The 26,676-nt window shown below is 67.2% G+C and carries 25 protein-coding genes; 13 read left to right on the top strand and 12 right to left on the bottom strand.

The window, feature by feature from the left end:
• Positions 1-15: 15 nt before the first annotated feature.
• Positions 16-2,964, top strand: a complete 2,949-nt coding sequence (locus BWR19_17430) for an RNA polymerase-binding ATPase (protein APX94564.1) — start codon at positions 16-18, stop codon at positions 2,962-2,964.
• Positions 2,965-2,980: 16 nt separating this feature from the next.
• Here BWR19_17430 and BWR19_17435 read toward each other — a convergent pair whose 3' ends face one another.
• On the bottom strand, positions 2,981-3,901 hold the full coding sequence (locus BWR19_17435) for a TIGR01777 family protein (protein APX94565.1): 921 nt from the start codon (positions 3,899-3,901) through the stop codon (positions 2,981-2,983).
• 96 nt (positions 3,902-3,997) lie between these two features.
• Between BWR19_17435 and BWR19_17440 the strand changes: the two genes are divergently transcribed.
• From BWR19_17440 to BWR19_17480, 9 genes are all read left to right on the top strand, one after another.
• Positions 3,998-5,032: a hypothetical protein gene (locus BWR19_17440; GenBank protein APX94566.1), complete on the top strand. Its 1,035-nt coding sequence runs from the start codon at positions 3,998-4,000 to the stop codon at positions 5,030-5,032.
• 186 nt (positions 5,033-5,218) lie between these two features.
• Positions 5,219-6,130, top strand: coding sequence for a helix-turn-helix-type transcriptional regulator (locus BWR19_17445; protein ID APX95089.1), 912 nt, complete (start codon positions 5,219-5,221; stop codon positions 6,128-6,130).
• Positions 6,131-6,169: 39 nt separating this feature from the next.
• Positions 6,170-7,585 carry a deoxyribodipyrimidine photo-lyase gene (locus BWR19_17450; GenBank protein ID APX94567.1) on the top strand — a complete coding sequence of 472 codons (1,416 nt, stop codon included), beginning with the start codon at positions 6,170-6,172 and terminating at the stop codon, positions 7,583-7,585.
• 34 nt (positions 7,586-7,619) lie between these two features.
• Positions 7,620-8,066 (top strand): transcriptional regulator, encoded by a 447-nt coding sequence (locus BWR19_17455; protein ID APX94568.1) that lies wholly within the window; start codon positions 7,620-7,622, stop codon positions 8,064-8,066.
• Positions 8,067-8,156: 90 nt separating this feature from the next.
• Positions 8,157-8,966, top strand: coding sequence for a short-chain dehydrogenase (locus BWR19_17460; protein ID APX94569.1), 810 nt, complete (start codon positions 8,157-8,159; stop codon positions 8,964-8,966).
• On the top strand, positions 8,963-10,264 hold the full coding sequence (locus BWR19_17465) for an FAD-dependent oxidoreductase (protein ID APX94570.1): 1,302 nt from the start codon (positions 8,963-8,965) through the stop codon (positions 10,262-10,264). The genes BWR19_17460 and BWR19_17465 overlap by 4 nt, the downstream gene beginning before the upstream one ends.
• Entirely contained in the window at positions 10,261-11,022 is a 762-nt protein-coding gene (locus BWR19_17470; GenBank protein ID APX94571.1) for a hypothetical protein, read from the top strand. Before BWR19_17465 ends, BWR19_17470 begins: the two co-directional genes overlap by 4 nt.
• Positions 11,019-12,287, top strand: coding sequence for an SAM-dependent methyltransferase (locus BWR19_17475; GenBank protein ID APX94572.1), 1,269 nt, complete (start codon positions 11,019-11,021; stop codon positions 12,285-12,287). The genes BWR19_17470 and BWR19_17475 overlap by 4 nt, the downstream gene beginning before the upstream one ends.
• Positions 12,284-12,817, top strand: coding sequence for a hypothetical protein (locus BWR19_17480; protein APX94573.1), 534 nt, complete (start codon positions 12,284-12,286; stop codon positions 12,815-12,817). Before BWR19_17475 ends, BWR19_17480 begins: the two co-directional genes overlap by 4 nt.
• Here the strand turns inward: BWR19_17480 and BWR19_17485 are convergent.
• Entirely contained in the window at positions 12,805-14,634 is a 1,830-nt protein-coding gene (locus BWR19_17485) for a GGDEF domain-containing protein (protein APX94574.1), read from the bottom strand. The two genes, BWR19_17480 and BWR19_17485, sit on opposite strands and share 13 nt — an antisense overlap.
• 226 nt (positions 14,635-14,860) lie before the next feature.
• On the opposite strand from BWR19_17485, the gene BWR19_17490 reads away from it, so the two are divergent.
• Positions 14,861-15,376 (top strand): 3-hydroxyacyl-[acyl-carrier-protein] dehydratase FabA, encoded by a 516-nt coding sequence (locus tag BWR19_17490; protein APX94575.1) that lies wholly within the window; start codon positions 14,861-14,863, stop codon positions 15,374-15,376.
• 12 nt (positions 15,377-15,388) lie between these two features.
• Positions 15,389-16,606: a beta-ketoacyl-[acyl-carrier-protein] synthase I gene (locus BWR19_17495; GenBank protein APX94576.1), complete on the top strand. Its 1,218-nt coding sequence runs from the start codon at positions 15,389-15,391 to the stop codon at positions 16,604-16,606.
• A 78-nt stretch (positions 16,607-16,684) separates the two neighbouring features.
• On the opposite strand, the gene BWR19_17500 is transcribed toward BWR19_17495, so the two are convergent.
• From BWR19_17500 to BWR19_17515, 4 genes are all read right to left on the bottom strand, one after another.
• A complete protein-coding gene (locus BWR19_17500; GenBank protein ID APX94577.1) occupies positions 16,685-17,443 on the bottom strand; it encodes a 1-acyl-sn-glycerol-3-phosphate acyltransferase in 759 nt (252 codons plus the stop codon).
• Complete coding sequence (locus BWR19_17505) at positions 17,440-18,312, bottom strand: dTDP-4-dehydrorhamnose reductase (protein APX94578.1); 873 nt, start codon at positions 18,310-18,312, stop codon at positions 17,440-17,442. Before BWR19_17505 ends, BWR19_17500 begins: the two co-directional genes overlap by 4 nt.
• 2 nt (positions 18,313-18,314) lie before the next feature.
• The gene (locus tag BWR19_17510; protein ID APX94579.1) at positions 18,315-18,941 is read right to left on the bottom strand and encodes a single-stranded DNA-binding protein; all 627 of its coding nucleotides are present in this window, start codon (positions 18,939-18,941) and stop codon (positions 18,315-18,317) included.
• A 73-nt stretch (positions 18,942-19,014) separates the two neighbouring features.
• Positions 19,015-20,400 (bottom strand): MFS transporter, encoded by a 1,386-nt coding sequence (locus BWR19_17515; GenBank protein APX95090.1) that lies wholly within the window; start codon positions 20,398-20,400, stop codon positions 19,015-19,017.
• A 180-nt stretch (positions 20,401-20,580) separates the two neighbouring features.
• Here BWR19_17515 and BWR19_17520 point away from each other — a divergent pair, with 180 nt between their 5' ends.
• Positions 20,581-23,433, top strand: coding sequence for an excinuclease ABC subunit A (locus tag BWR19_17520; GenBank protein APX94580.1), 2,853 nt, complete (start codon positions 20,581-20,583; stop codon positions 23,431-23,433).
• Positions 23,434-23,493: 60 nt separating this feature from the next.
• Here BWR19_17520 and BWR19_17525 read toward each other — a convergent pair whose 3' ends face one another.
• The 6 genes from BWR19_17525 to BWR19_17550 all read right to left on the bottom strand — a co-directional run bounded on the left by BWR19_17525 (position 23,494) and on the right by BWR19_17550 (position 26,653).
• Positions 23,494-23,880 (bottom strand): 50S ribosomal protein L17, encoded by a 387-nt coding sequence (locus BWR19_17525; protein ID APX94581.1) that lies wholly within the window; start codon positions 23,878-23,880, stop codon positions 23,494-23,496.
• Positions 23,881-23,919: 39 nt separating this feature from the next.
• Positions 23,920-24,918 carry a DNA-directed RNA polymerase subunit alpha gene (locus tag BWR19_17530; protein APX94582.1) on the bottom strand — a complete coding sequence of 333 codons (999 nt, stop codon included), beginning with the start codon at positions 24,916-24,918 and terminating at the stop codon, positions 23,920-23,922.
• 81 nt (positions 24,919-24,999) lie between these two features.
• Positions 25,000-25,620 (bottom strand): 30S ribosomal protein S4, encoded by a 621-nt coding sequence (locus BWR19_17535; protein ID APX94583.1) that lies wholly within the window; start codon positions 25,618-25,620, stop codon positions 25,000-25,002.
• Between the two features lie 12 nt (positions 25,621-25,632).
• Positions 25,633-26,019: a 30S ribosomal protein S11 gene (locus tag BWR19_17540; protein APX94584.1), complete on the bottom strand. Its 387-nt coding sequence runs from the start codon at positions 26,017-26,019 to the stop codon at positions 25,633-25,635.
• A gap of 39 nt (positions 26,020-26,058) precedes the next feature.
• Positions 26,059-26,415: a 30S ribosomal protein S13 gene (locus tag BWR19_17545; GenBank protein ID APX94585.1), complete on the bottom strand. Its 357-nt coding sequence runs from the start codon at positions 26,413-26,415 to the stop codon at positions 26,059-26,061.
• 124 nt (positions 26,416-26,539) lie between these two features.
• Entirely contained in the window at positions 26,540-26,653 is a 114-nt protein-coding gene (locus BWR19_17550; GenBank protein ID APX94586.1) for a 50S ribosomal protein L36, read from the bottom strand.
• Between the last annotated feature and the right edge of the window lie 23 nt (positions 26,654-26,676).

Genomic DNA, 26,676 nt, shown 5'->3' on the forward strand with positions numbered 1-26,676 from the left:
AGCATCCGAGGCATCATGAGCGAATTTTCTCCCGGTCAGCGCTGGATCAGTGACGGCGAAGCCGAGCTGGGCCTGGGCACCATCCTGAACGTCGATTTCCGCAGTGTCACCGTGCTGTTCAGCGCCAGCCAGGAAACCCGAACCTACAGCGTGCGCCAGGCGCCATTGACCCGCGTGGCGTTCGCCCCCGGCGATCGCGTGCAGTCCGCCGAAGGCTGGCAGATGACCGTCGACGACAGCAAGGAGCTCGATGGCCTGGTGGTCTACATCGGCGAGGACGACGACGGCAAGCTGCGCGAGCTGCCCGAGGCGCGCCTCGCCGACAGCATGCAGTTCGATCAGGCCCGCGACCGCCTGCTCACCGGCCAGGTCGACCGCAACGACTGGTTCGACCTGCGCTTTCGCACCCTGCACCACCACCAGCGCATCGAGCAGAACCCGGCGCTGGGCCTGGCCGGCCCCAAGATCGACCTGATTCCCCACCAGCTCTATATCGCCGACGAGGTCGCCCGGCGCCACGCCCCGCGCGTGCTGCTGGCCGACGAAGTGGGCCTGGGCAAGACCATCGAGGCGGGGCTGATCCTGCACCGCCTGCTGCTCACCGGCCGCGCCGAGCGCGCCCTGATCCTGGTCCCCGACAGCCTCACTCACCAGTGGCTGGTCGAGCTGCTGCGTCGCTTCGCCCTCGACGTGCGGCTGCTCGACGAGCACCAGAGCCTGGCCCACCTCGACGGCAACCCCTTCGAGTCGGCGCAGCTGATCCTGGCCAGCCAGCAGTGGCTGTTCGCCAATCCTCAGCGTCAGACCCAGGCCCAGTCCTGCGATTGGGACCTGCTGATCGTCGATGAGGCCCACCACCTCGACTGGCAGCCCGAGCAGGTCGGCCCCGGCTACGCCTGCGTCGAGTCACTGGCGGCACGCACCGAGGGTGTGCTGCTGCTCACCGCCACCCCGGAGCAGATGGGCGTGGCCAGCCACTTCGCGCGGCTGCGCCTGCTCGACCCCGAGCGCTATCAGGACCTCGAACACTTCAAGGCCGAGGAGCACGGCTACGCGCGCGTCGCCGAAGCGGTGGATGCTCTCGAACGGCTGGCCGAGCAGGATGTGCCCAGCGACGCCGACCGCGACTGCGTGGCGGCGGTGGTCGACGACGCCGACAGCCAGGCGCTGCTGGCGGTGCTCGGCTCAGCCGAGAGCAGCGACGAGCAGCGCCAGGTGGCGCGTCGCGAGCTGCGCGAGCAGCTGCTCGACCGCCACGGCACCGGGCGGGTGATGTTCCGCAACAGCCGTCGCCACGTCGGCGGCTTCCCGGCGCGGCAGCTGCACGTCACGCCGCTGGCGCTGCCCTCGGCGTATCGCCGCGTGCTGCGCCGCCTCGAGCGCGACGAGGACTACCTCGACGAGCTGCTGATCGAGACCGGCCTCGACCACCCCGAGGTGGTGCTCTACCTCGACGCCATGTACCGCGCCCTGCCCCACGACCCGCTCAACGAGGAGCCGTGGTGGCGCATCGACCCCCGCGTCACCTGGCTGCTCGAGCTGCTCACCGAGGTCGGCCGCGACAAGCTGCTGGTGATCGCCCACGACCGCGACACCGCCACCGACCTGGCCAAGGCGCTGCTGGCGCTGGGCGGCATCCACGCGCCGGTGTTCCACGAGGGGCTGTCGCTGATCGAGCGCGATCGCGCCGCGGCGGCCTTCGCCGATGAGGAGGAGGACGGCTGCCAGGTGCTGGTGTGCTCGGAGATCGGCTCCGAGGGGCGCAACTTCCAGTTCTGCCGCCACCTGGTGATGTTCGACCTGCCGCTGCACCCCGACCAGCTCGAGCAGCGCATCGGCCGCCTCGACCGCATCGGCCAGCGCCACGCCATCGAACTCCATGTGCCGGTGTTCGAAGCCAGCCCCGGCGAGCGCCTGCTGCGCTGGTACCGCGACGGCATGGACGCCTTCAGCGCACCCCACGGCATCGGCAGCGATCTGTTCGCGGCGTTCGGCGACGCCCTGGCCGACGCCCTGCTCGACGAGGAGAGCCTCGCCGAGGTGATCGACGAGACCCGCACGCTGTTCGAGGCGCGCCTGGCCGAGCATGACGCCGGTCGCAACCGCCTGCTGGAGTGGGGGGCCTGCCGCCCGGCCCGCGCCGAGGCGGTGATCGATGCCATCTGCGAGCTCGACCACGACAAGGCGCTGCCGCGCTACCTCGATCAGGCGCTGGATATCTTCGGCGTCGACAGCCAGGAGCTCGGCGGTCGAGTACTGCATCTGCAGCCCAGCCAGCACATGCTCGACGGCCTGCCCGGGCTGGTCAAAGGCGAGGAGGGCTTCTCGGCGACCCTGTCGCGCACGGTGGCGCTGACCCGCGACGACGTCCAGCGTCTCTCCTGGGAGCACCCGCTGCTGCGCGAGATGATGGGGCGTATCCTCGATGGTCAGATGGGCAACACCGCCCTGGCGCTGCTCAAGCACCCGGCGATTCCCGCCGGCCGGCTGATGGCCGAGCTGGTGTTCCGCACCCACTGCCCGGCGCCCAGACGGCTGCATCTCAACCGCTTCCTGCCGGCCACTGCGGTGCGTGTGCTGCTCGATGAGTCCGGTGCCAACCTCTCCGACAAGGTGTCGTTCAGCGGGCTGTCCAAGAACCTGCAGAAGGTCAAGAAGGCGGTGGCCCGCGACCTGATCAAGAGCCGCCATGACCAGCTCCGCGGGCTGCTGATCCAGGGCGAAGCCGAAGCCGAGCGCGAGCTGCCGAGCATCGTCGAGGCGGCGCAGATCCGCATGCGCGAGGCGCTCGACGGCGAACTCACGCGTCTTCAGGCTCTCGCCGAGCGCAACCCGGCGGTGCGCGATGACGAGCTGCGGGCACTACGCGACGAACGCGCCGCCCTCGACGCCGCCATCGAGGGCACCCGCCTGCGACTCGACGCGGTGCGCGTGATCGTCACCGTGGATCACGACAGCCGCTGAGCCGACTCGGCGCCCGCTAGTCGAGGATCGCCGCCAGCGCCTTGTCCAGGGTCGGATAGGTGAAGGTGAACCCGGCCGCCTCGAGGCGCGCCGGGCGCATGTCGGCACCGGTCAGCAGCAGCCGCGACATCTCGCCGAAGGCGAGCTTGAGCACTGCCGCGGGTGCCGGGAAGATCGCCGGACGCCCCAGCTGACGGGCCAGGCTGCGGCTGAAGGCGGCGTTGGTCACCGGATGCGGCGCCGAGCCGTTGAAGGGCCCCTCGAGGTCGTCGCGCTCGAGCAGGAACTCGATGGCGCGAACCAGATCCTCGCGGTGCACCCAGGGCATGAACTGGCGGCCATCGCCGAAGCGTCCGCCCAGTCCCAGCTTGAACGGCGGCAGCATCTTCTCCAAGCTGCCGCCGCCCTGGTCGAGCACCAGGCCGATGCGCAGCAGCGCGACACGAGTACCGTGCTCCGCCGCCCCGCGCGCCACGCTCTCCCAGCGTTCACACAGCCGGTGGGCGAACTCGTCGTGGGGCGCGGTCTCCTCGGTGACCGGCTGCTGGCCGGGCTCGCCCTGCTTCGCCTGGGCGCCGTAATAGCCCATCGCCGACGCCGACACCAGCACCCGCGGCGCCTGTTCGTTTGCCGCCAGCTTGGCGCACAGCATCACCAGATCCTGGGTGACGTCGACCCGCGAGTCGATCAGGCGCCGCTTCTGCTCGTCGCTCCAGCGCTTGGCGGCGATCGATTCCCCGGCCAGGTTGACCAGGGCCTCGGGCGCCGACTCGAGTGCCTCCAGTACATTGCCGATGACCTGGGTACCCGCCGGCAAGCGTTGGCGTGCAGCGTCGGGATCGCGGGACACCACCGTTAGCTCATGCCCGGCCTCTGCCAGTCGCTGGCACAGCCGCTGCCCCACGAAACCGCTGCCGCCGGTGATCAAGATGCGCATGGCCAAGCTCTCCTTGCTGCGTTGATGGCGAGTTCGCCACAAGTTATACAATGCTTGTACTATACCTGATAGTCTAGCGGACATCTTCTCAACGACATGGACAGCGCCATGCCTCCATCCACTTCAAGCATAGCGGTGATCGGCGCCGGTATCGCGGGCTTGAGCTGCGCCCGCGCGCTGTCCGCCGCCGGCTACCCGGTCACCCTGTTCGACAAGGCTCGCGGCCCCGGCGGGCGCCTCTCCAGCCGCCGCGCTCCGGGTGCCATCGTCGACCTCGGCGCGCAGTATTTCACCGCCCGCGACCCGGCCTTTCAGGCTCAGCTCAACGATTGGCTCGAGCAGGGGCTGGTCGCGCCCTGGCCCACCTCGCTGTGGCGCAGCGAGGCCGGGGGCTGGCAGCGCCACACCGACGACCAGCCACGCTACTCTGCGGTGCCGCGCATGAGCGCCCTGACCCGTCGTCTCGCCGAAGGCCTCCAGGTGGTGAGCGAGTCGCGCATCCTAGGCCTCGTGCAGCAATCCGACGACTGGTACCTCGACGACGATCGGGGGCATCGCCACGGCCCCTTCCAGCGCGTGGCGATCAGCGCGCCAGCGCCCCAGGCCGAGGCGTTGGTCGCAGCCCACGACCACACCCTGGCAGACGCCTGCCGCCGCGTCGAGCAGTCGCCCTGCTGGGCCGGCTATGCGCTGTTCGACTCCCCCCTGCCGGCGCTCATCGGCGTCGACAACGACTGGCAGGCGGCATTCATCAATCAGGGCCCGCTGCGCTTCGTGGCACGCAACCACCTCAAGCCGGGCCGCGCCGAGCAGGGCGAGAGCCTGACCCTGCTGGCCACCGCCGAGTGGAGCCAGACGTGGCTGGAACAACCCGCCGAGCAGGTCGCCGAGGCACTCTACGCGGCCCTGCTGGAGCAGCTGCCCGGCCACGTGCAGCCGGCTGCCCCGCGGCTGCTGTCGGCGCACCGTTGGCGCTATGCTCAGCCGCGCAGCGCCGCAGCGGGCCCGGGCTTTCGCCTCGGTCAGGCCGGCCTGGCGCTGTGCGGCGATGGCTGGCTGGGCCCACGGGTGGAGGATGCCTGGTGCTCCGGGCAGCGCCTCGCCGAGCATTGGCTGAACGCCCACGCTTGAGCATGCCGGCAGCGCCACTCAGCGTTTGCGACTCAAGCCTCGCCGTTGGCCGCCGGCAGCGCTAGAATAGCCCCGCTTTGTACAGGGGCATTGCCTTGTACAACATTTTGCACCATCCTAAACGTCAGATACGCCAAGGTGATCGCCATGATTGATCACCCCTATGAACGAGAGGCCTCAGAGCGCATGAGTGACAAGGCGACCCATCCGGCCGATGCGCCGCTCTACCCGATCCGTGAAGTCTCGCGCCTGACCGGCGTGAACTCGGTTACCCTGCGCGCCTGGGAGCGCCGCTACGCCTTGATCTGCCCGCAGCGCACGCCCAAGGGGCACCGCCTGTATGCCCGTGATGACATCCAGCGCATCGAAAGCATCCTGCAGTGGCTCAACCGCGGGGTGCCGGTCAGCCAGGTGCGCGAGCTGCTCGACCAGCCCAGCACCGTCGAGGCCCCGGAGCCTGCCGCCGGCGACTGGCCCAGCCAGCGCCAGCAGCTGATCGCCGCCGTCGAGAGCCTCGACCTGGTGCGCCTCGATAGCCTTTATAACCAGTGCATGGCGCTCTATCCGGTCAGCACCTGCCTCAGCGAACTGTTCAAGCCGGTGGTCGAAGCGCTCGAAGAGCACTGGGACGAGCAGCTCGGCGCGACCCTCCAGCGGCGGACCCTGGAGGCGTTCCTGCGCACCCGCATCGGCACCCGGCTGTATCACGCCAACCTCAATAGCCAGGCCGCCACCCTGTTGATCAACCGCCTGCCCGACGACCACGGCACGCTGTGGGATCTGCTGGTGGCGCTGGCCGCCAGTCAGGCGGGGTATCGGGTACAGCTGTTCGATGCGCCGCTGCCGCTCAACGAGCTGCCGCTGGCGGTGGAGCGCCTCAAAGCCGGCGCGCTACTGCTGTGCAGCGGCCACTCCGAGCGCGCCGACCTGGTACGCCGCCAGCTGCCGCGCCTCGCCGAGCAGCTCGAGGTACCGGTGGGCCTGTGTGGCCCCATCGCTCGGATCCGCGCCGGCGATCTCGCCGATAGCCAGGTCGCGGTGCTCGGCGACGACCCGCTGCAGGCCATGACGCGCCTGGCGCCGCTACTGCGCGCCTGACCCGTCGCGGCACTGCCCTGCCGAACAAGGATCTCCGCCATGAACGCTCCCCGCCTGGTGTGGTTCCGCAGCGACCTGCGCACCCATGACAACACCGCCCTCGCCGAGGCCGCCGCCCGCGGCCCGGTGATTGCGGTGTTCCTGCGCTGCCTCGAGCAGTGGCAGCAGCACGGCCACGGCGCCAACAAGCTCGACTTCTGGGGACGCGGCGTGGCCGCCCTACGCGACGACCTGTCCGGGCTGAATATCCCGTTGCTGCACCGCGATATCGGCCGTTTCGACGCCGCCCCCGAGGCCTTGCTGGCGATCGCCCGCGAGCACGGCGCCTGTGCACTGCACGTCAACGCCGAATACCCCCTCGACGAACGGCGCCGCGACGAGCAGGTGGCCGCCGCCTTCGACGAGGCTGGCCTGGCGTTCCATGCCCACCGCGACGCGGTGACGTTCAGCCCCGGCGAACTGCTTACCGGCCAGGGCGACTATTACAGCGTGTTCACGCCCTTCGCCAAGGCCTGGCACCGCCAGGTCGACGCGGAGCGCCTTCGCCTGCGCGAGACACCGGCGCCCCAGGCGCGCCTGGCAATCGAGAGCGACCCACTACCGGCGCTGCCCAGCCTCAACGATTCGCCGGTCGACGGCCGCTACTGGCCGGCAGGCCAGGGCCCCGCCGCCGATCGCCTGGAGCGCTTCCTGCGCTACCGCGGCAAGCACTATCACCAGCAGCGCGACTTCCCGGCGGTGCGCGGCACCAGCGAGCTATCGCCCTACCTGGCGCTGGGCATGATCTCGCACCGCCAGTGCCTGCAGGCGGTGCTCAGCGAGAACGTCGGCCAGCTGGCCGACGGCGATGCCGGCCTCAGCGCCTGGGTCAGCGAGCTGATCTGGCGCGAGTTCTATCAGCATATCGTGGTCGGCTTCCCGCGCGTGTGCCGCCATCGCGCCTTTCAGCAGCACACCGAAGCCCTCGCCTGGCGCGACGACGACGCGGGCTTCGCCGCCTGGTGCGAAGGCCGCACCGGCTATCCGCTGGTCGACGCCGCCATGCGCCAACTGGTCCGGACCGGCTGGATGCACAATCGCCTGCGCATGGTCACGGCGATGTTCCTGACCAAGCATCTGCTGATCGACTGGCGCCGCGGCGAACGCTTCTTCCTGCGCCACCTGGTCGACGGCGAGTTTGCCGCCAACAACGGCGGCTGGCAGTGGGCGGCCTCCACCGGGACCGACGCGGCGCCCTACTTTCGCATCTTCAACCCCACCACCCAGTCGACACGCTTCGACCCGCAGGCCGATTTCATCACCGAATTTGTACCCGAATTGTCCAGCTTACCCACCAAGAAGCGCCACGCGCCCGTCGGCGACCTCCTCGACAGCGCCGATTATCCGCCCCCCATCGTCGACCACAAGGCCGCTCGAGCGCGTGCGCTGGACGCGTTCAAAGCGCTGAAAGACTGATCTTCCACCGCCACTACTAGACGCGAGATACGCCATGCACCGGGACCCGACCCTGGAGTCGTTCTGCGACTTCTACAATAAGCTCGACAAAACCTCTACAAATATGCTGCCAGAGGTATACACTAGGGACGTGGTGTTCCAAGATCCTCTGCATCGCATCACCGGGATCGAGGCCCTGATCGGCTACTTCGAGCGACTCTATGCCAACGTCGAGGCGTGCCATTTCGACTTCGGCGAGCGTCAACGCCACGCCGACACCGCCTTCGTCACCTGGACCATGACGCTGCGTCATCCCAGGCTCGCCGGCGGACGGGACTACCACGTCGAGGGCTGTTCGCGGCTGCGCTTCGCCGCCAGCGAGGGCCCTCACGGTGAGCGGGTCTGTCATCATCGTGATTACTTCGATGCCGGCGCCCTGCTCTACGAACGACTGCCGCTGCTCGGCAGCGTGATTCGCCAGGTCAAACGCCGCGCGGGGTAGGCGCCGAGACAGACTGCGCATCCAATCACGCCCCGGCCGCGTACATGATCAGGACGGCTACCGCCGTCGAATCGTTGGCCAGGAGGGGGTATGACCACACTGCAACACTCGCGCCGCATCTGGTTGACCGGGGCCACCTCCGGCATCGGCCTGGCGCTCGCCGAGCGCCTGCTGGCCGACGGCCACCGCGTGGCGCTGAGCGCGCGCAATGTCGACAAGCTCAACGCCCTGGCGTCGCGCTTCGACCAGGCGCAGATGGTACCGCTCGATGTGTCGGATCGCGGTGCCGTGCGCGCCGCGGGCCAGCGTCTCGAGACGCAGCTGGGCGGCCTCGACGTGGTGATCCTCAATGCCGGCACCTGCGAGTACCTCGATGCGCGCCACTTCGACGTCGACCTGGTCGAGCGCGTGTTTGCGCCGAACTTCTTCGGTGCCCTCTACGCCATGGAGGCCGCGCTGCCGCTGATGCGCCGTGCCCGCGACCATGACGGCATCCGCCCGCTGCTGGCCGCCACTTCGAGCGCCTCGGCCTATGTGCCACTGCCCCGCGCCGAGGCCTACGGCGCCTCCAAGGCGGCGCTCAGCTACTTCCTGGAGTCGCTGCGCCTCGACCTCGACGCCGAAGGCATCGACGTCAGCGTGATTCATCCCGGCTTCGTCAAGACGCCGCTCACCGATCGCAACGACTTCCCGATGCCGATGCGGATCAGCGCAGAAAAGGCCGCCGAGGCCATCGTCAAGGGCCTCGAGCGTCGCCAGCTCGACATCCATTTTCCGCGCCGCTTCACCAACCTGGTAAGACTGATGGGCATCCTCCCGCCGTCGCTGCGGCGGCGCCTCGGCCTGCGCATGGTCAGCGATACACAGGTTGACGGGCAGATCCGCGGGGGTGACGCATGACGTCGGGGCAGCGCATCGCCATCGTCGGCAGCGGTATCAGCGGCATGGCCGCGGGCCACTATCTCGCCGCCCGGCACGAGGTGACGCTGTTCGAGGCCGATAGCCGGCTCGGCGGCCATACCGCCACCGTCGACGTCGGCCTCGATGGCCGCGACTACGCCATCGACACCGGCTTCATCGTCTTCAACGACTGGACCTACCCGCACTTTCAACAGCTGTTGGCCAGCCTCGGCGTGGCCAGCCAGCCCACCGAGATGAGTTTCTCGGTACACGAGACCGGGCGCGACTTCGAGTACAACGGCCACACCCTGGCGTCGCTGTTCGCCCAGCGCCGCAACCTGCTGAATCCGCGCTTTTACCGCATGCTGCGCGATATCCTGCGCTTCAACCGCCAGGCAAGCGCCGACCTTGCCGCCGAACGCCTCGACCCGGCCATGACCCTGGGCGACTATCTCGCGGCCGGCGGCTACGGCGAGGACTTCCGTACTCGCTATCTGCTGCCCATGGGCGCCGCCATCTGGTCGGCGAGCATAGGCGACCTGATGGCCTTTCCGCTGCAGTTCTTCGTGCGCTTCTTCCGCCATCACGGGCTGCTGTCGGTCAGCCACCGCCCCCAGTGGTACACCCTGGTGGGCGGCTCGCGCGCCTATATCCCGGCACTCACGACCGCCTACCGCGAGCGCATTCGCCTGGCAAGCCCGGTTCAGGCGATACGCCGCGACGCCCAGGGCGTGACGCTGACCAGCCGCCACGGCGAGGAGCGCTTCGACCAGGTGGTGCTGGCCTGCCACGCCGACCAGGCGCTGGCCATGCTCAGCGACCCGAGCGACGCCGAACGCGAGATCCTTGCCGCGCTGCCGTATCAATCCAATCAGGTGGTCCTGCACACCGACACTCGGCTGCTGCCGCGGCGGCGGCGCGCCTGGGCCAGCTGGAACTATCGCCTCGACGGCCGCGACGCCGATGCCCGGGTCTCGGTGACCTACGACATGAATATCCTCCAGCGCCTCGAGGCCCCGCACACCTTCTGCGTGACGCTCAACGACAGCGACGCCATCGACCCGCAGAAGGTGCTGGGGCGCTTCGACTACGCCCACCCCCAGTTCACCCTCGCCGGCGAGGCGGCCAAGGCGCGCCACGCCGAGATCTCCGGCAACCAGCGCCGCACCCACTTCTGCGGCGCCTACTGGCGCAGCGGCTTCCATGAGGACGGCGTATGGAGCGCGCTGCGCGTGGCCCAGGCGCTGGGCAGCGATGCCCTGCCCGCCGCCGCGCCAGCCGTGGAGCAGCGCGTATGAGCCTGCCGCGCTCGCGCATCTACCGTGGCCAGCTGCGTCATCGGCGCTTCACGCCACGCGCCCATGCATTCAGCTACCAGGTGTGGATGGCCTGGCTCGACCTCGACGAGCTGCCGGCGCTGTTCGATGGCGTACCGGGGTACAGCGCGCGGCGCCCGGCGCTGGCGCGTTTCCGCCGCGCGGACTATCTCGCCCCCCACGACCAACCGCTGGCCGACGCCGTTCGCGAGGAGCTGACCCGCCAGCTGGGCAGCGCACCGGACGGGCGCATCTGCGTGCTGACCCAGCTGCGCACCCTCGGCATGGGGTTCAATCCGATCTCGCTCTACTACGCCTACGACCGCCACGGTGCCCTGCGCGCGGTGCTCGGCGAGGTCAGCAACACGCCCTGGGGCGAGCGCCAGCGCTACGCCTGTGCGGTGGACCCGGCACGCCATAGCCATGCCGCAGAGTTCGACAAGGCGATGCACGTGTCGCCCTTCAACCCCATGGACATGACCTACCGCTGGCGCTTCAACGCCCCGGGGCAGCAACTGATGATGCATATGGAGAACTGGAAGGACGAGCGCTGCCACTTCGACGCCACCCTGACCCTGGAGGCGCGCCCGGCGACCCGCGGCGTGCTGCTGGCCACCCTGGCGCGCCAGCCGTGGATGAGTCTCAAGACCCTGGCCGGCATCCATTTCGAGGCGCTGAGGCTGTGGGCCAAGGGCGTCCCCGTTCATGATCACCCCCATCGCGAGGAGACACCGTCGTGAGTACGACACGCTCTGCCACCTCACCGGACCTGCCGCGTCACGGCAGCCGTCTGATCCGTCTCGTCAAGCCGCGCCTGCTGGCTCAGCTGGACGCCCTGGAAGGCGGCCAGGTCACCTTGATCGAAGGTGACCACTGCCAGCGGCTGGGCCGCGGGGGCCCGCTCAAGGCCACGATCCGCGTGCAGCGTCATGCGGCCTGGAAGCGCCTGGCGCTGGGCGGCACCGTGGGTGCCGCCGAGGCCTACATGGACGGCGACTGGGACTGCGACGATCTGGTCGCCCTGACGCGGCTGTTTGCCGCCAACCTGGAGCGCGTCAACGGCGAGGTCGAGAACGGCAGCGCGCGACTCGGCCGCTGGCTGCTGACGGCGCTCTACGGCCTGCAGCGCAACACCCTGCAGGGCTCGAAACGCAATATCTCGGCCCACTACGACCTCGGCAATGACCTGTTCGAGACCTTCCTCGATCGCCAGCACTGGATGTACTCGAGCGCGCTCTTTCCCCATGCCGAGGCCAGCCTCGAGGAGGCCTCGACCCACAAGCTCGATGTGATGCTCGACAAGCTCGACGTGCGCCCCCACCACCACCTGCTGGAGATCGGCACCGGCTGGGGGGGGCTTGCCATTCACGCCGCCAAGACGCGCGGCTGCCGGGTCACCACCACCACCATCTCCGCCGAGCAGTATGCCCACACCGCGCGGCGCATCGAGACCGAAGGGCTCGGCGATCAGATCACGCTGCTGCAACAGGACTATCGCGAGCTGGAGGGGCGCTACGACCGGCTGATCTCGGTGGAGATGATCGAGGCGGTCGGCCATCAGTATCTCGACACCTACCTGGCCACCCTCGACCGACTGCTCAGCGATGACGGCCAGGCCATGCTGCAGGCGATCACCATCCGCGATCAGCGCTTCGAGGCGGCCAAGCGCGAGATGGACTTCATCAAACGCTATATCTTCCCCGGCGGCTTCCTGCCTTCCCATCACGCCATTCTCGCCAGCCTCAGCCGGCGTACCAGCCTCAACGTGCTGGCGCTGGATGAGATCGGCCTGCACTACGCACGCACCCTGCGCGAGTGGCGCCAGCGCTTCGAGGCCAGCCTCGACACCATTCGCCGCATGGGCTACGACGAGCGCTTCATCCGCATGTGGCGCTACTACCTGTGCTACTGCGAGGGCGGCTTCCTGGAGCGCACCATCGGCACCTGCCACCTGCTGCTGGCCAAGCCCGGGGCACGCCCGGCACCGCTGACCGGCGCCGTATGAGCCTGGCACGCCTGCAGGACCCGCAGGTGCGGCGGGCACTCTACAACGTGGCGGCCTTTCAGGTCGGCTGGTTCAGCTGCGTGCTGGGGGGTTCGCTGATCGGCGCACTGGTCGCCGCGGTGATCATCGGGGTCCACCTGCTGCGCTTGGCAGGCCCCGGTGAGTGGCGCTGGCTGCTTGGCTTTGCCGCGCTGGGGCTGCTGATCGACGGCGGCCTGAGTCTGGCCGGCGGCTTCGACTTCGGCGCCGACCAGTGGGGAGTGTTGCCGCTGTGGCTGTGGCTGCTGTGGCCGCTGTTCGCCACCCTGCTGCACCACTCGCTGCGCTGGCTGTGGCAGCACCCGTGGCTGGCCGTCCTCGGCGGCGCCACCAGCGGCCCGTCGTCCTACTTCGCCGGTGCTCACCTGGCCGGCGTCGAGCTGGCCGTCTGGCTGCTGCCGGCGCAGGCCGTCGTCTGGGCCCTGCTGTGCCTATGGCTGTGCCGTCGGATCGGCCAGGTGCGCCTGGCTGGCGGGGCTCAGGCCGGCTGAGGCTCGCGCCGCTGCAGCGCCTCGAGCTCCTCGGCCGGCAGGGGCCGCGAGAACAGGAAGCCCTGCACCAGCGGGCAGCCGTGTTCGAGCAGAAAGTGCCGCTGAGCTTCGGTTTCCACCCCTTCCGCGATGACCACCAGATCGAGGCCGCGGGCCATGGCCAGCACCGCGCTGACGATCGAGGCGTCTGCAGGGTCGTCGGGCAGGGCGCTGATGAAGGCGCGATCGAGCTTGAGCTTGTCCACCGGCAGCCGCTTGAGGTAACTCAGCGACGAGTAGCCGGTGCCGAAGTCGTCGATGGCGATCTGGTGGCCCAGCGCGCGTAGCGCCTCCATGCGCGGGTAGATATCGCCGGCGCGATCATCGAGCAGTACCGATTCGGTCAGCTCCAGCCCCAGCAGGCTGGCCGGCAACTGGTGCTGCGACAGGCAGGCCGCCAGCCGCGACTCGAGGTCGCCCTGGATCAGCTGAATCGCCGAGATATTGATCCACACCGGCACCGCGGGCATGCCGCCCAGGCGCCAGTTGGCCAGCTGCGCCGCGGCACGCTCCACCACCCAGTTGCCCAGCGCGGTCATCATGCCGTGGCGTTCGGCCAGGGGAATGAAGTCAGCCGGAGAGATCATGCCGTGCTGCGGGTGACGCCAGCGCAGCAGCGCCTCCATGCCGGCGAGTTCGCCGCTGTCGAGGCGATGCTGGGTCTGGTAGTGCAGCTCGAGCTGGCCGCCACTGGCCAGCGCCGCACGCAGGTCGTTGACCAGCGCCAGCTGGCGATCGCCGGCCACGTCCAGCGACGGTCGAAAGCGCTGGTCGTGATTGCGGCCGTGGCGCTTGGCGCTATATAGCGCCGACTCCAGGCGCTGGAACAGCACCCCGGAGTCGCGACCATCCTCCGGCGCGCGACAGCTGCCGATGGTCAGGCCCAGCCGCAGGCTATGCCCGTTGAGCTCGAAGGGTTCGCTCAGATGGGCGCGCAGGCCGGCCACCCACTTGTCGTGATCGTCGAAGGTGGTGGTACGGATCACCATGAACTCGTCGCCGCCCAGCCGCCCGACCACGCCCCCGGCGACGTGCCCGGCGAGACGCTGGCCGAAACGTGCCAGCAGGCGATCGCCCAGGTCGACCCCCATGGCATCGTTGACCGCCTTGAAGCCGTCGATGTCGATCAGGGCGATATCCAGGCCTTCGCCGGCACGCAGGTGGCGCAGCCGCGAGGTCATCAGATCATGCAGGCGCCGCCGGTTGGGCAGGCCGGTCAGCGGGTCCTCGAAGCCGATCCGACGCAGGTCCTGCTCGCGGGCCTTGTGGCGGGAGATATCGGTGAACATGCCGACGTAGTGGCTGATGCGACCACGCTCGTCCGGGCAGGCCTGGACGCGCAGCCACTCGGGGTACTCGTCGCCGTGCTTGCGGCGGTTCCAGATCTCGCCCTCCCAGCGGCCGGTGGTGGTCAATGACTGCCAGTAGCGCTCGTAGAATGCCTTGTCGTGGCGCCCCGCCGACAGCATCGACGGATCCTGGCCCTCGACGTCCTGGCTGGAATAGCCGGTGATCTTGGTAAAGGCGGGATTGACCGCCACGATGCGGTTGCGCGCATCGCTGATCATCACGCCGTCCTCGGAGAGCATCAGCGCTGCCTCGGAGAGCCGCGCGCGGCGGTGCTCATTGCGCACCTGGCGCCAGGCATCGAACAGCCCCAACGCGATGATCGCCACTACCGCCAGGCGCAGCCACACACCGGGCAGCCACACGACCGCCGCCAGCCCGGCGAGGGCCAGCCAGACGAGCGGTCGACTAAGCGAGAAGCGTGGCCACATGGCACAGTGTCGTGAAATCAGTCATCAATGCGTTGCCCTGCCCGGTGGCGGTTTGTCATCATCACTAGGTTATCGGCATCATGCCGCCAGGCTGAAGGGCAATGCAAAACATCCCTGCCAACGCAGCGCACGACGCCCGGCGTGCAATCACCGCCCGCTGTCAGTAGAATGCAGCCAGTCCGCGCGTACCGCGGTTCACAATAAATTCGACTCTCGGAACGACTCAGTGACCAAGCAAGAATCCTATAGCCGTGACGAGCTGCTGGCGTGCAGCCGAGGCGAACTGTTCGGCCCGGGCAATGCCCAGCTGCCGGCGCCCAACATGCTGATGCTCGACCGAATCGTGCGCATCAACGAGGCTGGCGGCGACCACGCCAAAGGCGAACTGATCGCCGAGCTCGATATCGTTCCCGACCTGTGGTTCTTCGACTGCCACTTCCCCGGTGATCCGGTGATGCCTGGCTGCCTGGGCCTCGACGCCATGTGGCAGCTGGTCGGCTTCTATCTCGGTTGGCTCGGCCACCCCGGCCGCGGTCGCGCGCTGGGCTGCGGTGAGGTCAAGTTCACCGGCCAGATCCTGCCCGAAGCGAAGAAGGTCACTTACCATATCAATATCAAGCGCATCATCACCCGGCGCCTGATTCTGGGCATGGCCGACGGCACCGTGACCGTCGACGGCCGCGATATCTATCAGGCCAACGACCTGCGCGTTGGCCTGTTCACCTCTACCGCGAATTTCTGACAGGAGGCTTCCATGCGACGAGTGGTAGTCACCGGACTGGGCATCGTGTCCTGCCTCGGCAACGATCAGCACCAGGTCCTCGATGCGCTCAAGGCCGGGCGCTCGGGCATTCGCTTCAAGGATGAATACGCCGAACGTGGCTTCCGCAGCCAGGTGGCCGGCGTGGTCGATATCGACCTCGATGCCCTGATCGACCGCAAGCTGCGCCGCTTCATGGGCGATGCCGCGGCCTACGCCTACGTCTCCATGGTCCAGGCCATCGAGGATGCCGGGCTCACCCCCGAGCAGGTTTCCCACGAGCGCAGCGGCCTGATTGCCGGCTCCGGCGGCGCCTCCAGCGCCAACCAGGTAGAAGCCGCCGACGTGATGCGCGAGAAAGGCCTGCGCCGCGTGGGCCCCTATCGGGTGACCCGCACCATGGGCAGCACGGTCTCCGCCTGCCTGGCGACCCCGTTCAAGATCAAGGGCGTCAACTACTCGATCTCCTCGGCCTGCGCCACCTCGGCCCACTGCATCGGCAGCGCCGTGGAGCAGATCCAGCTCGGCAAGCAGGACGTGGTATTTGCCGGCGGCGGCGAGGAGGAGCACTGGACACTCTCCTGCCTGTTCGACGCCATGGGTGCGCTATCGACCCACTATAACGACGCCCCGGACAAGGCCTCGCGCCCCTATGACCAGGCCCGTGACGGCTTCGTCATCGCCGGCGGCGGCGGCATGCTGGTGCTCGAGGAACTCGAACACGCCAAGGCCCGCGGCGCCAAGATCTACGCCGAGGTCACCGGCTACGGTGCCACCTCCGACGGCCACGACATGGTGGCTCCCTCCGGCGAGGGTGCCGCCCGCTGCATGCGCCAGGCGCTGGCCACCGTCAACGGCGGCATCGACTACATCAACACCCACGGCACCTCGACGCCGGTGGGCGATGTGGCCGAGCTCAAGGCGGTACGTGAGGTGTTCGGCGACAAGACCCCGGCGATGAGCTCGACCAAGTCGCTGACCGGTCACTCGCTGGGCGCCACCGGCGTGCAGGAAGCGATCTACTCACTGCTGATGATGGAGCACGATTTCATCGCCGCCTCAGCCAACGTCGAGGTCCTCGATGAGCAGGCCGCCGGCTTCGATATCGTCACCCAGCGTCGCGATAGCGTGAAGGTCAATCGCGTCCTCTCCAACAGCTTCGGATTTGGCGGCACCAACGCCTGCCTGGTGCTGGAGAAATTCAGCGACTGATCGCCGTACGATAGCATCGCTTGATCCATGACGGCGCCCCGCGGGGCGCCGTCATCGGTTAAGGCGCCAGGCAATCGCTCAACCCGGCAGCGGCTCTCCGCGCCCCACCGGGGCCGCAGGCCTCGGCACCTCGGAAATCTCCGCCAGCTGTCCCTCGATCCACGCCTCGACCTCGACCAACACCTCTTCGGGAGTGCGCCCGCGGGTGTCGATCGGCTCACCGACGCGCACCGACAGCCGCCCGGGATTCTTCACCCAGTGGCGCCCCGGCCAGCGCTCGCCGGCATTGTGGGCCACCGGCAGCACCGGCATGCCGGCACGACAGGCGATCACCACTCCGCTCTTGTTGTAGTGGCGACGCTGGCCCGGCGCGACCCGCGTGCCCTCGGGAAAGATCAGCACCGACAGCCCCGCCTCGAGGCGCTGCTTGCCTTGGCTCAACACCTGGCGCATGGCGCGGGCCGGCTTGGAGCGATCCAGGGCAATGGGGTTAAGCAGGCGCAGCCCCCAGCCGAACACCGGAATATTCAGCAGCTCGCGCTTGAGCACCGTGCACACCGGCGGCTTGAGCACCTGCAGGAACAGGGTCTCCCACTCGCACTGGTGGTTGGCGAGGATCACGCAGGGCACCTCCGGCAGATGCTCGCGGCCACGAATGTCGTAGCGCACCCCGCAGCTGATCCGGAACCAGGCAATGATGCTGTGGTTATACAGGTTGAGTAGGCGATAGCGCCCGGCCAGCGGCAGTAGCGGCGCCAACGGCAGGAACAGCACCCCGCACACCAGCATGGTCAGAAAGTACCCGGCATAGAACAGCAGGCTGCGCAGCAGGTTCATGAGGCCTCTCCAGCGCTGCGCCCGTGACACCAGGTGTCGAGCATACGCCCTACTTCCAGGCGCCAGGGCTTCTGATGGACGCCAAACGCCTCCAGCACCCGCCGACAGTTGAGCACCCGACGCAGCGGCTGGTCATGGTGATGCTTGAGCGCCTTGAGCGGCCCCAGTTCGACCTGCTCTCCCAGCCCCTCGAGGCGCGTGGCAAGCTGGGTGCGCACCATCGAGGCGAAGGTGTAGCCGCTGACCGGCTCGGTGCCCGCCAGGTGATAGGCGCCCCACGCCTGGGCGCCGCAGTGCTGCTGATGCAGCATACCCAGCAGCGCCATCGCCGCGGCATCCGCCGAGGTCGGGCAGAAGATCACGTCCTCGGCTACCCGCACCTCGTCGCCGGCCAGCAGGCTGTCGATCAGCTCACTGAGCCAGGCGCTGGCACCATCCAGCGCGAACAGCGGTCCCAGGCGCACGATCAAGTGCTCGGGGTGCTGCTGGCGAATCCGGTCGCCGACCTGTATTAGCCGGCGCAGGCTCTCGTCCCGCGGCGCGGGGATCACATGCTCATCGATCGGCGTGTCATGACCGTCCTCGTAGAGCTGATCGGAGACGCACCACACCAGCGGCGTGCGCGTCGCCCGACACGCCTCGAGGCACGCCTCCACCGCCTCGGCGTGGGCCACCACCGCCGCCGGCTCGGCGCTGATCGGCCTGGCCATCGGCGGAATCACCAGCGCATCCGGCGCCAGCTCTACGAGCGCCTCGGCGCTGATCGCCAGGCGCTCCTCGATCATCAGCCGGGTATCGCTGCGGCGGTTGGCCTCGCGCGCCAGCGCCAGGCTCAGGCAGTGGCCGGCATCGAGTATCAGCAGCTTCACGATCAGAACGGGATTTCGTCGTCGAAGTCGTCGAAGCTGCCCGGGGCCGGGGCACCATAGTTATTGCCCTGCTGCTGGCCGCCCTGCTGCTGGCCGCCCTGGGCCGGCGGCTGCTGGGAAGCTGGCTGCGGTGCCGGCTGGGGGCGTGGCTGACCGCCGCCCTGGCCGAAGCCGCCCTGGGGCGGCGGCTGCGGGGCGTTGCCACCCTGCTGGCCATAGCCACCCTGTTGGCCGTACCCGCCCTGCTGGGGCATGTTGCCCTGCTGCTGGAAATCCCCACCCTGGCCGCCGCCGCGACTATCGAGCATCTGCATGTCGTTGGCGACGATCTCGGTGCTGTAGCGATCCTGACCGTCCTGCCCCTGCCACTTGCGCGTCTGCAGGCGCCCCTCGATATAGATCCGCGAGCCTTTCTTGACGTACTGCTGGGCGATCTCGGCCAGCTTGTTGAACAGCACCACGGTGTGCCATTCGGTGCGCTCCTGACGCTGACCGCTCTGGCGGTCGGTCCAGCTGTCGGTGGTGGCGATGCGCAGATTGGCCACCGGGTTACCGGAGGGCAGGAAGCGCACCTCCGGGTCCTGACCCAGGTTGCCGATCAGGATGACCTTGTTTACTCCACGAGCCATGTCTCGCTCCTTGATTGCCATTGCCGGGCGACGCCAGGACGCCCCAGTGACTTGTTGACCACTAGCCAGCCGGCTAGCGGTTTCGCTTGATCCCCACCACGCGTGCCAGGGCATCGCTGTCGAGGCGCTGACGATCGACCTTGAGGTAGGCCAGCCGCTCTTCCGGCACCACCAGCACGTCTTCCACCCCGGCCACGTCGGCAAAACGCTCCATCAGCGTCTCCAGGGCATCGCCATGCGCCTGCTCGTCCAACGCTACCACTTCACTGGCCAGATGGCGCGGCGCCGGCATCCCCCAGATCGCCGCCAGCCAGCCTAGCCCGACCAGTGCGCTACCATAGAATACCGCATCCAGGCCCCACTGTTGGGCCAAGGCGCCGCCCAGCACGCCGCCCAGGAAGGCACCCAGGAACTGGCTGGTGGAGTAGACCCCCATGGCGGTGCCCTTGGCGCCCGCCGGGGCCAGCTTGCTGAGCATCGAGGGCAGCGTCGCCTCGAGCAGATTGAAGGCGGTGAAAAACCCCAGCAGCAGCAGGCCCAGCGATATCCAGGTGACCGGCAGCGTGCCCAGCCCCAGCAGGCACAGCGCCATGCCGCCCACCGCCAGCAGGAACACGCCGCGCATGCGCTGACGCTTCTCGGCAACGATCACCAGCGGCACCATGACCACGAAGGCCAGTGCCATGACCGCAAAATAGACCCAGCCGTGGTGCGGCAGGGCGATGCCCACCTCGAGCAGGCGGAACGGCACGGCGACGAAGATCGCCATCAGGATCAGGTGCAGAGCGAAGATCGAGATATCCAGCCGCACCAGGTCGCTGCGCCCTAGCGTCGCCTTGAGCTGGGCGCGGTCGAGCAGCACGTCGCGATGACGCAGGCGGCGCGGCGCCTGGGGCACCAGCCGCCATAGCACCAGCAGGCTCACCGCCGCCAGCAGCGCGGTGAACCAGAACACCCCGGCCAGGCCGAAGCCGCTGGCCAGCCACGGGCCGAGCACCATGGCCAGCGCAAAGGCGAGACCGATCGACATGCCGATGGTGGCCATGGCGGCGGTGCGCACCTGTTCACGGGTCTGGTCGGCCAGCAGCGCCATGATCGCCGCCGCCACCGCCCCGCTGCCCTGCAGGCAGCGACCCAGGATCACCCCGCCGATGCTGTCGGCCAGCGCCGCCACGATGCTGCCGAGCATGAACAGCACCAGCCCGGCGGCAATCACCGTCTTGCGCCCGATGCGGTCGGAGAGCAGCCCGAAGGGAATCTGCAGAATCGCCTGGGTCAGACCGTAGGCGCCCAGCGCCAGGCCGATCAGCAGCGGCGTGGCGCCGGCCAGGTCGTCGGCGTATAGCGCCAATACCGGCAGCACCATGAACAGCCCCAGCATGCGCGAGGCATACAGGCTGGCCAGGCCGATGATGGCGCGGCGTTCGGTGGCTAACAGCAGACCAGAGAGCATGCGCAGTGCAACGTGTCGGACTCGTATGGACGGACGCCAGGCGCCCGAGGATGACGGACCGGGTATTCTACCCACTCGCCGCCGCACAGGGAATCCATGCCGTAATGGCACGCCATAACATGCGGCTTTGCCGCGGCTCATGGCGGGGCCGTATAATCGAGCTTTTGCGCTGCGCATGAGGTGGTAATGGACAGGATTCTGGTCAGGGGTGCGCGCACCCACAACCTCAAGCACGTCGACGTCGAACTGCCCCGCGACAAGCTGATCGTGGTCACCGGGCTGTCCGGCTCGGGCAAGTCGTCGCTGGCCTTCGATACCCTCTACGCCGAGGGCCAACGCCGCTACGTCGAGTCGCTCTCGACCTATGCCCGGCAGTTCCTGTCGATGATGGAGAAACCCGACGTCGACCATATCGAGGGGCTGTCGCCGGCGATCTCCATCGAACAGAAGTCCACCTCCCACAACCCGCGCTCCACGGTGGGCACCATCACCGAGATCTACGACTACCTGCGCCTGCTGTTTGCCCGCGCCGGCACGCCGCGCTGCCCGGAGCACGGCGAAGACCTCGAGGCCCAGACCATCTCGCAGATGGTCGACCAGGTGGTGGCACTGCCCGAGGGCAGCAAGCTGATGCTGCTGGCACCGGTGATCAGCGGCCGCAAGGGCGAGCACCTGCAGCTGCTCGCCGAGCTGCGCGCCCAGGGCTTCGTGCGCGCCATGGTCGATGGCCAGATCCTCGAGCTCGACGATATCGCCCCGCTGGACAAGAACAAGAAGCACGACATCAGCGTGGTGGTCGACCGCATCAAGGTGCGTGATGGCCTGCAGCAGCGCCTCGCCGAGTCGTTCGAGACGGCGCTGGGCCTGGCCGACGGCGTGGCGGTGATCCACTTCATGGACGGCGAGCATGAGGACATCAACTTCTCGGCGCGTTTCGCCTGCCCGGTGTGCGGCTACTCGATCGCCGAGCTCGAGCCGCGGATGTTCTCGTTCAACAACCCCGCCGGTGCCTGCCCCAGCTGCGACGGCCTCGGCGTCCAGCAGTTCTTCGATCAAGCCAAGCTGATCAGCCACCCTGAGCTCTCCCTGGCCGAGGGCGTGATCAAGGGCTGGGATCGCCGCAGCGTCTACTACTTCAGCCAGCTGCAGGCGGTGGCCAGCCACTACCGCTTCGCCCTCGAGACCGCCTGGCAGGACCTCGCGCGCCACGAGCAGGAGGTGATCCTCCACGGCAGCGGCCATGACGATATCGCCTTCACCTACGTCAACGACCGCGGCCGCAAGGTCACCCGCGAGCACCCCTTCGAGGGCGTGCTGCCCAACATGCAGCGACGCTACCGCGAGACCGAATCCAACATGGTGCGCGAGGACCTCGCCAAGTACCTCGCCGTACAGCCCTGCCCCAGCTGCGACGGCACGCGACTGCGCAAGGAGTCGCGCCACGTCTATATCGACGACCGCCAGCTACCGGACATGGTGCGCCTGCCGATCGGCGAGGCGCTGCGCTACTTCCAGCAGCTGACCCTGCCCGGCCGCAAAGGCGAGATCGCTGTCAAGATCATCAACGAGATCCAGGCCCGCCTGGAGTTCCTGGTCAACGTCGGCCTCGACTACCTCAACCTGGAGCGCAGCGCCGAGACGCTGTCCGGCGGCGAAGCCCAGCGCATCCGCCTGGCCAGCCAGATCGGCGCCGGCCTGGTGGGGGTGATGTATATCCTCGACGAGCCCTCCATCGGCCTGCACCAGCGCGACAACGACCGCCTGCTCAAGACCCTGGTGCATCTCCGCGACCTGGGTAATACCGTGATCGTGGTCGAGCACGACGAGGAGGCGATCCTCGCCGCCGACCATGTGCTCGACATCGGCCCGGGTGCTGGCGTCCACGGCGGCCAGATCGTCGCCCAGGGCACCCCGCAGCAGATCAAGGAGAGCAAGCAGTCGCTGACCGGCCAGTACCTGGCCGGCACGCGGCGCATCGAGGTGCCGCCGTGGCGGATTCCCGGCAACCCCGAGAAGCAGCTGCGCCTCACCGGCGCCACGGGCAACAACCTGCGGGACGTCACCCTGACGCTGCCGCTGGGGCTGCTGGTCTGCATTACCGGTGTCTCCGGCTCCGGCAAGTCGACGCTGATCAACGGCACCCTGATGCCGATCGCCGCCCGCGAGCTCAACCGCGCCACTACCCTGACGCCCGCGCCCTATGTCGGCATCGACGGCCTCGAACAGCTCGACAAGGTCATCGATATCGACCAGAGCCCCATCGGCCGCACGCCGCGCTCCAACCCGGCCACCTACACCGGCATCTTCACGCCGATCCGCGAGCTGTTTGCCGGCACCCAGGAGGCGCGCTCGCGGGGCTACAAGCCGGGACGCTTCAGCTTCAACGTCAAGGGCGGGCGCTGCGAGGCATGCCAGGGCGAGGGCATGATCAAGGTCGAGATGCACTTCCTGCCCGACATCTACGTGCCCTGCGACGTCTGCAAGGGCAAGCGCTACAACCGCGAGACCCTGGAGATCCAGTACAAGGGCAAGAGCATCCACGAGGTGCTGGAGATGACCGTCGAGGAGGCGCTGGAGTTCTTCTCACCGGTACCCGCCATTGCCCGGCGGCTGCAGACCCTGCTCGACGTCGGGCTCTCCTACATTCGCCTCGGCCAGAGCGCCACCACGCTCTCCGGCGGCGAAGCGCAGCGCGTCAAGCTGGCCCGCGAGCTGGCCAAGCGCGATACCGGCCAGACGCTCTACATCCTCGACGAGCCCACCACCGGCCTGCACTTCGAGGACATCCGCCAGCTGCTCACCGTGCTGCACCGCCTGCGCGACCACGGCAACACCATCGTGGTCATCGAGCACAACCTGGATGTGATCAAGACCGCCGACTGGATCATCGACCTCGGCCCGGAAGGCGGCTCCGGCGGCGGTCAGATCATCGCCGAGGGCACCCCGGAGCAGGTCGCCAAGATGGCAGGGTCCCACACCGGCCACTTCCTCAAGCCGCTGCTGGTGCGGGCCAAGAGCCAGCAGACCGAACCGGCATAAAAAAACCGGCTCCTCGAAAGGAGCCGGTTTTGTCTGCCGTGCCGAAGGCAACGCCGGGGATCACTCCTCGGCGGCAGCCTCTTCGGCAATCGGACGGTCGACCAGTTCGACGTAGGCCATGGGCGCGTTGTCGCCGGTGCGGAAACCGCACTTGAGAATACGGACGTAACCGCCCGGACGCTCGACGTAACGCGGACCCAGCTCGTTGAAGAGCTTGCCGACCGTCTCTTTCGAGCGGGTGCGGCTGAAGGCCAGACGACGGTTGGCGACGCTGTCCTGCTTGGCCAGGGTGATCAGCGGCTCGATATGACGACGCAGTTCCTTGGCCTTGGGCAGGGTAGTCTTGATCATTTCATGCTCGACCAGCGACACGCACATGTTCTTGAACATGGCCTGGCGATGCGAGCTGGTACGGTTTAAGTGGCGACCACTCTTACGATGACGCATGGTTGTGATTCCTTACCAAACTGGGACTCGAGTCGACGCTCACGCGGAGGCCTTGTCGTCCTTCAGGCTTGCCGGCGGCCAATTTTCCAACCGCATGCCGAGGGACAGACCGCGCGCTGCCAACACGTCCTTGATTTCATTCAATGACTTCTTGCCGAGATTCGGGGTCTTCAACAGCTCCACCTCAGTGCGCTGGATCAGATCGCCGATGTAGTAGATATTCTCGGCCTTCAGGCAGTTGGCACTGCGGACGGTCAACTCGAGATCGTCTACGGGACGCAGCAGGATGGGATCGATATGATCCTCTTCCTCCTCCACTTCCTGTTCCTTGTCGGCTTCCAGGTCGACGAACGCGCCCAACTGCTCCTGCAGGATGGTCGCGCTGCGACGGATCGCCTCTTCCGGATCCAGGGTGCCGTCGGTTTCCAGGTCGATGACCAGCTTGTCGAGGTCGGTACGCTGCTCGACACGCGCTGCTTCCACCGCGTAGGAAACCCGGCGAACGGGGCTGAAGGTCGCATCCAGCTGCAGGCGACCAATGGCCCGTGATTCGTCATCCGCACCAAGGCGGGTATCCGCCGGCTCATAGCCACGGCCGCGAGCGATCTTGAGCTGCATCTGCAGCTCTGCGCCCTCGTTGACGTGGGCGATGACGTGCTCGGGGTTGACGATCTCGACGTCATGGTCGGTGGCGATGTCACCCGCGGTCACGACGGTCGGGCCCTGCTTGTTCAGCGAGAGCACCGCCTCGTCGCGGCTGTGCATCTTGATCGCCACGTCCTTGAGGTTCAGGAGGATTTCGATGACGTCTTCCTGGACCCCCTCGATCGCACTGTACTCATGGTCGACACCGGCGATCTCGGCTTCCACCACGGCACAGCCGGGCATGGACGAGAGCAGGATGCGACGCAGAGCATTCCCCAGGGTGTGACCGAAGCCGCGCTCGAACGGTTCGAGCACGATCTTCGCGTGGTGCGCGCTGATCTCTTCGACCTTGATATCGCGAGGACGGAGAAACTCTGTCACTGAACGCTGCATATGAACACCTTTCAGGCTGCCAAACGGATACTCGGTACTCTGCGCCGGGCCCTCGCGGACCCGGCATCACCCGCTGGGCGATTACTTCGAGTACAGCTCGACGATCAGGTTTTCGTTGATGTCGGCAGACAAGTCGCCACGTTCAGGCAGAGCCTTGAAAGTGCCTTCCATCTTCTTGGAGTCGACGTCGATCCATGCCACATCGCCGCGGTTGGCGGAGATCGCCAGTGCGGACTGGATGCGAGCCTGGTTCTTGGCCTTCTCACGAACGGACACCACGTCACCCGGCTTGACCTGGTAGGACGCCACGTTGACAGTCTTGCCATTGACGGAGATCGCCTTGTGGCTCACCAGCTGACGCGCTTCGGAGCGAGTCGAGCCAAAGCCCATGCGGTAGACCACATTGTCCAGTCGGGATTCGAGCAGCTGCAGCAACACTTCGCCGGTCGCGCCCTTGATGCGGGCCGCTTCCTTGTAGTAGTTGCGGAACTGCTTTTCGAGCACGCCGTACATACGACGCACTTTCTGCTTCTCGCGAAGCTGCAAGCCGTAGTCGGAAAGACGCTGACGGCGCTGGCCGTGCACACCCGGAATCTGCTCGGATTTGCACTTTTTCTCGAAGGGAGTGACACCGCTCTTCAGAAAGAGGTCGGTGCCCTCACGACGAGACAGTTTGCACTTCGGTCCAATATAACGAGCCATGAATCTGTCTCCTTAAACGCGGCGTTTCTTCGGCGGACGGCAGCCGTTGTGGGGAACGGGCGTCGCGTCGGTGATGCTTTGCACGCGGAAACCGGCGGCGTTGAGCGCGCGCACGGCGGATTCACGGCCTGGACCGGGGCCCTTGACCAGCACGTCGACGTTTTTCACACCATACTCGGCTGCAGCAGTCGCTGCACGTTCGCTTGCTACTTGAGCAGCGAACGGGGTGCTCTTGCGAGAACCACGAAAACCCGAACCACCGGCAGTCGCCCATGACAGAGCGTTGCCCTGGCGGTCTGTGATCGTCACGATCGTGTTGTTAAAAGAGGCATGGATGTGGGCAACCGCATCCACTACCTGCTTTTTCACCTTTTTACGGTTACTACGCGGGTTAGCCATGTTGATGTTTCTTCCTGTCTTAACGCCAGAACATGCGTGTTATTTGCGGATCGGCTTGCGCGGGCCCTTGCGGGTACGCGCATTGGTCTTGGTACGCTGACCACGCAGCGGAAGACCACGACGATGACGCAGACCACGGTAGCAACCCAAGTCCATGAGACGCTTGATATTCAGCGTCACATCACGACGAAGGTCACCTTCTACGGTGTACTTGCCGACTTCAGAACGCAGGGTGTCCAGTTCTTCATTGGACAGGGCCTGGATCTTGGTGGTCGGCGCAATACCGGCTGCTGCACAGACTGCCTGTGCGCGAGTGCGGCCAATCCCGAAGATATAGGTCAGCGAGATCGCCGCATGCTTGTTGTCCGGGATATTGACGCCTGCAATACGGGCCATCAGCTTACTCCGAAATTTGAGCGGCTTGCTCGATTAATCATCTACAAAAGGCGCAACAGCATACCCCTTTCCCTCCTTGAGGGCAAGGGGCATGCCGGCACCCGGTTGAATCACAGACCAGGGATCAACCCTGGCGCTGCTTGTGCCGCGGTTCGATGCAGATGACGCGCACGGCGCCATTGCGTCGAATGATCTTGCAGTTACGGCACATTTTCTTTACGGAAGCTCGAACTTTCATCGTTCTCTCCAAATCGCAACGGC

It is taken from the genome of Halomonas sp. 1513 (genome assembly GCA_001971685.1).
Taxonomy (GTDB): Bacteria; Pseudomonadota; Gammaproteobacteria; order Pseudomonadales; family Halomonadaceae; genus Franzmannia.

Excerpts from the sequence above, each read along its gene's own strand:
- BWR19_17430 (APX94564.1), top strand. The coding sequence starts at position 16 with ATGAGCGAATTTTCTCCCGGTCAGCGCTGGATCAGTGACGGCGAAGCC.
- BWR19_17465 (APX94570.1), top strand. The coding sequence starts at position 8,963 with ATGACGTCGGGGCAGCGCATCGCCATCGTCGGCAGCGGTATCAGCGGC.
- BWR19_17530 (APX94582.1), bottom strand. The coding sequence starts at position 24,918 with ATGCAGCGTTCAGTGACAGAGTTTCTCCGTCCTCGCGATATCAAGGTC.
- BWR19_17445 (APX95089.1), top strand. The coding sequence starts at position 5,219 with ATGAGTGACAAGGCGACCCATCCGGCCGATGCGCCGCTCTACCCGATC.
- BWR19_17485 (APX94574.1), bottom strand. The coding sequence starts at position 14,634 with ATGTGGCCACGCTTCTCGCTTAGTCGACCGCTCGTCTGGCTGGCCCTC.
- BWR19_17510 (APX94579.1), bottom strand. The coding sequence starts at position 18,941 with ATGGCTCGTGGAGTAAACAAGGTCATCCTGATCGGCAACCTGGGTCAG.
- BWR19_17435 (APX94565.1), bottom strand. The coding sequence starts at position 3,901 with ATGCGCATCTTGATCACCGGCGGCAGCGGTTTCGTGGGGCAGCGGCTG.
- BWR19_17480 (APX94573.1), top strand. The coding sequence starts at position 12,284 with ATGAGCCTGGCACGCCTGCAGGACCCGCAGGTGCGGCGGGCACTCTAC.
- BWR19_17460 (APX94569.1), top strand. The coding sequence starts at position 8,157 with ATGACCACACTGCAACACTCGCGCCGCATCTGGTTGACCGGGGCCACC.
- BWR19_17520 (APX94580.1), top strand. The coding sequence starts at position 20,581 with ATGGACAGGATTCTGGTCAGGGGTGCGCGCACCCACAACCTCAAGCAC.
- BWR19_17550 (APX94586.1), bottom strand. The coding sequence starts at position 26,653 with ATGAAAGTTCGAGCTTCCGTAAAGAAAATGTGCCGTAACTGCAAGATC.
- BWR19_17525 (APX94581.1), bottom strand. The coding sequence starts at position 23,880 with ATGCGTCATCGTAAGAGTGGTCGCCACTTAAACCGTACCAGCTCGCAT.
- BWR19_17495 (APX94576.1), top strand. The coding sequence starts at position 15,389 with ATGCGACGAGTGGTAGTCACCGGACTGGGCATCGTGTCCTGCCTCGGC.
- BWR19_17440 (APX94566.1), top strand. The coding sequence starts at position 3,998 with ATGGACAGCGCCATGCCTCCATCCACTTCAAGCATAGCGGTGATCGGC.
- BWR19_17450 (APX94567.1), top strand. The coding sequence starts at position 6,170 with ATGAACGCTCCCCGCCTGGTGTGGTTCCGCAGCGACCTGCGCACCCAT.
- BWR19_17535 (APX94583.1), bottom strand. The coding sequence starts at position 25,620 with ATGGCTCGTTATATTGGACCGAAGTGCAAACTGTCTCGTCGTGAGGGC.
- BWR19_17500 (APX94577.1), bottom strand. The coding sequence starts at position 17,443 with ATGAACCTGCTGCGCAGCCTGCTGTTCTATGCCGGGTACTTTCTGACC.
- BWR19_17470 (APX94571.1), top strand. The coding sequence starts at position 10,261 with ATGAGCCTGCCGCGCTCGCGCATCTACCGTGGCCAGCTGCGTCATCGG.
- BWR19_17455 (APX94568.1), top strand. The coding sequence starts at position 7,620 with ATGCACCGGGACCCGACCCTGGAGTCGTTCTGCGACTTCTACAATAAG.
- BWR19_17545 (APX94585.1), bottom strand. The coding sequence starts at position 26,415 with ATGGCCCGTATTGCAGGCGTCAATATCCCGGACAACAAGCATGCGGCG.
- BWR19_17540 (APX94584.1), bottom strand. The coding sequence starts at position 26,019 with ATGGCTAACCCGCGTAGTAACCGTAAAAAGGTGAAAAAGCAGGTAGTG.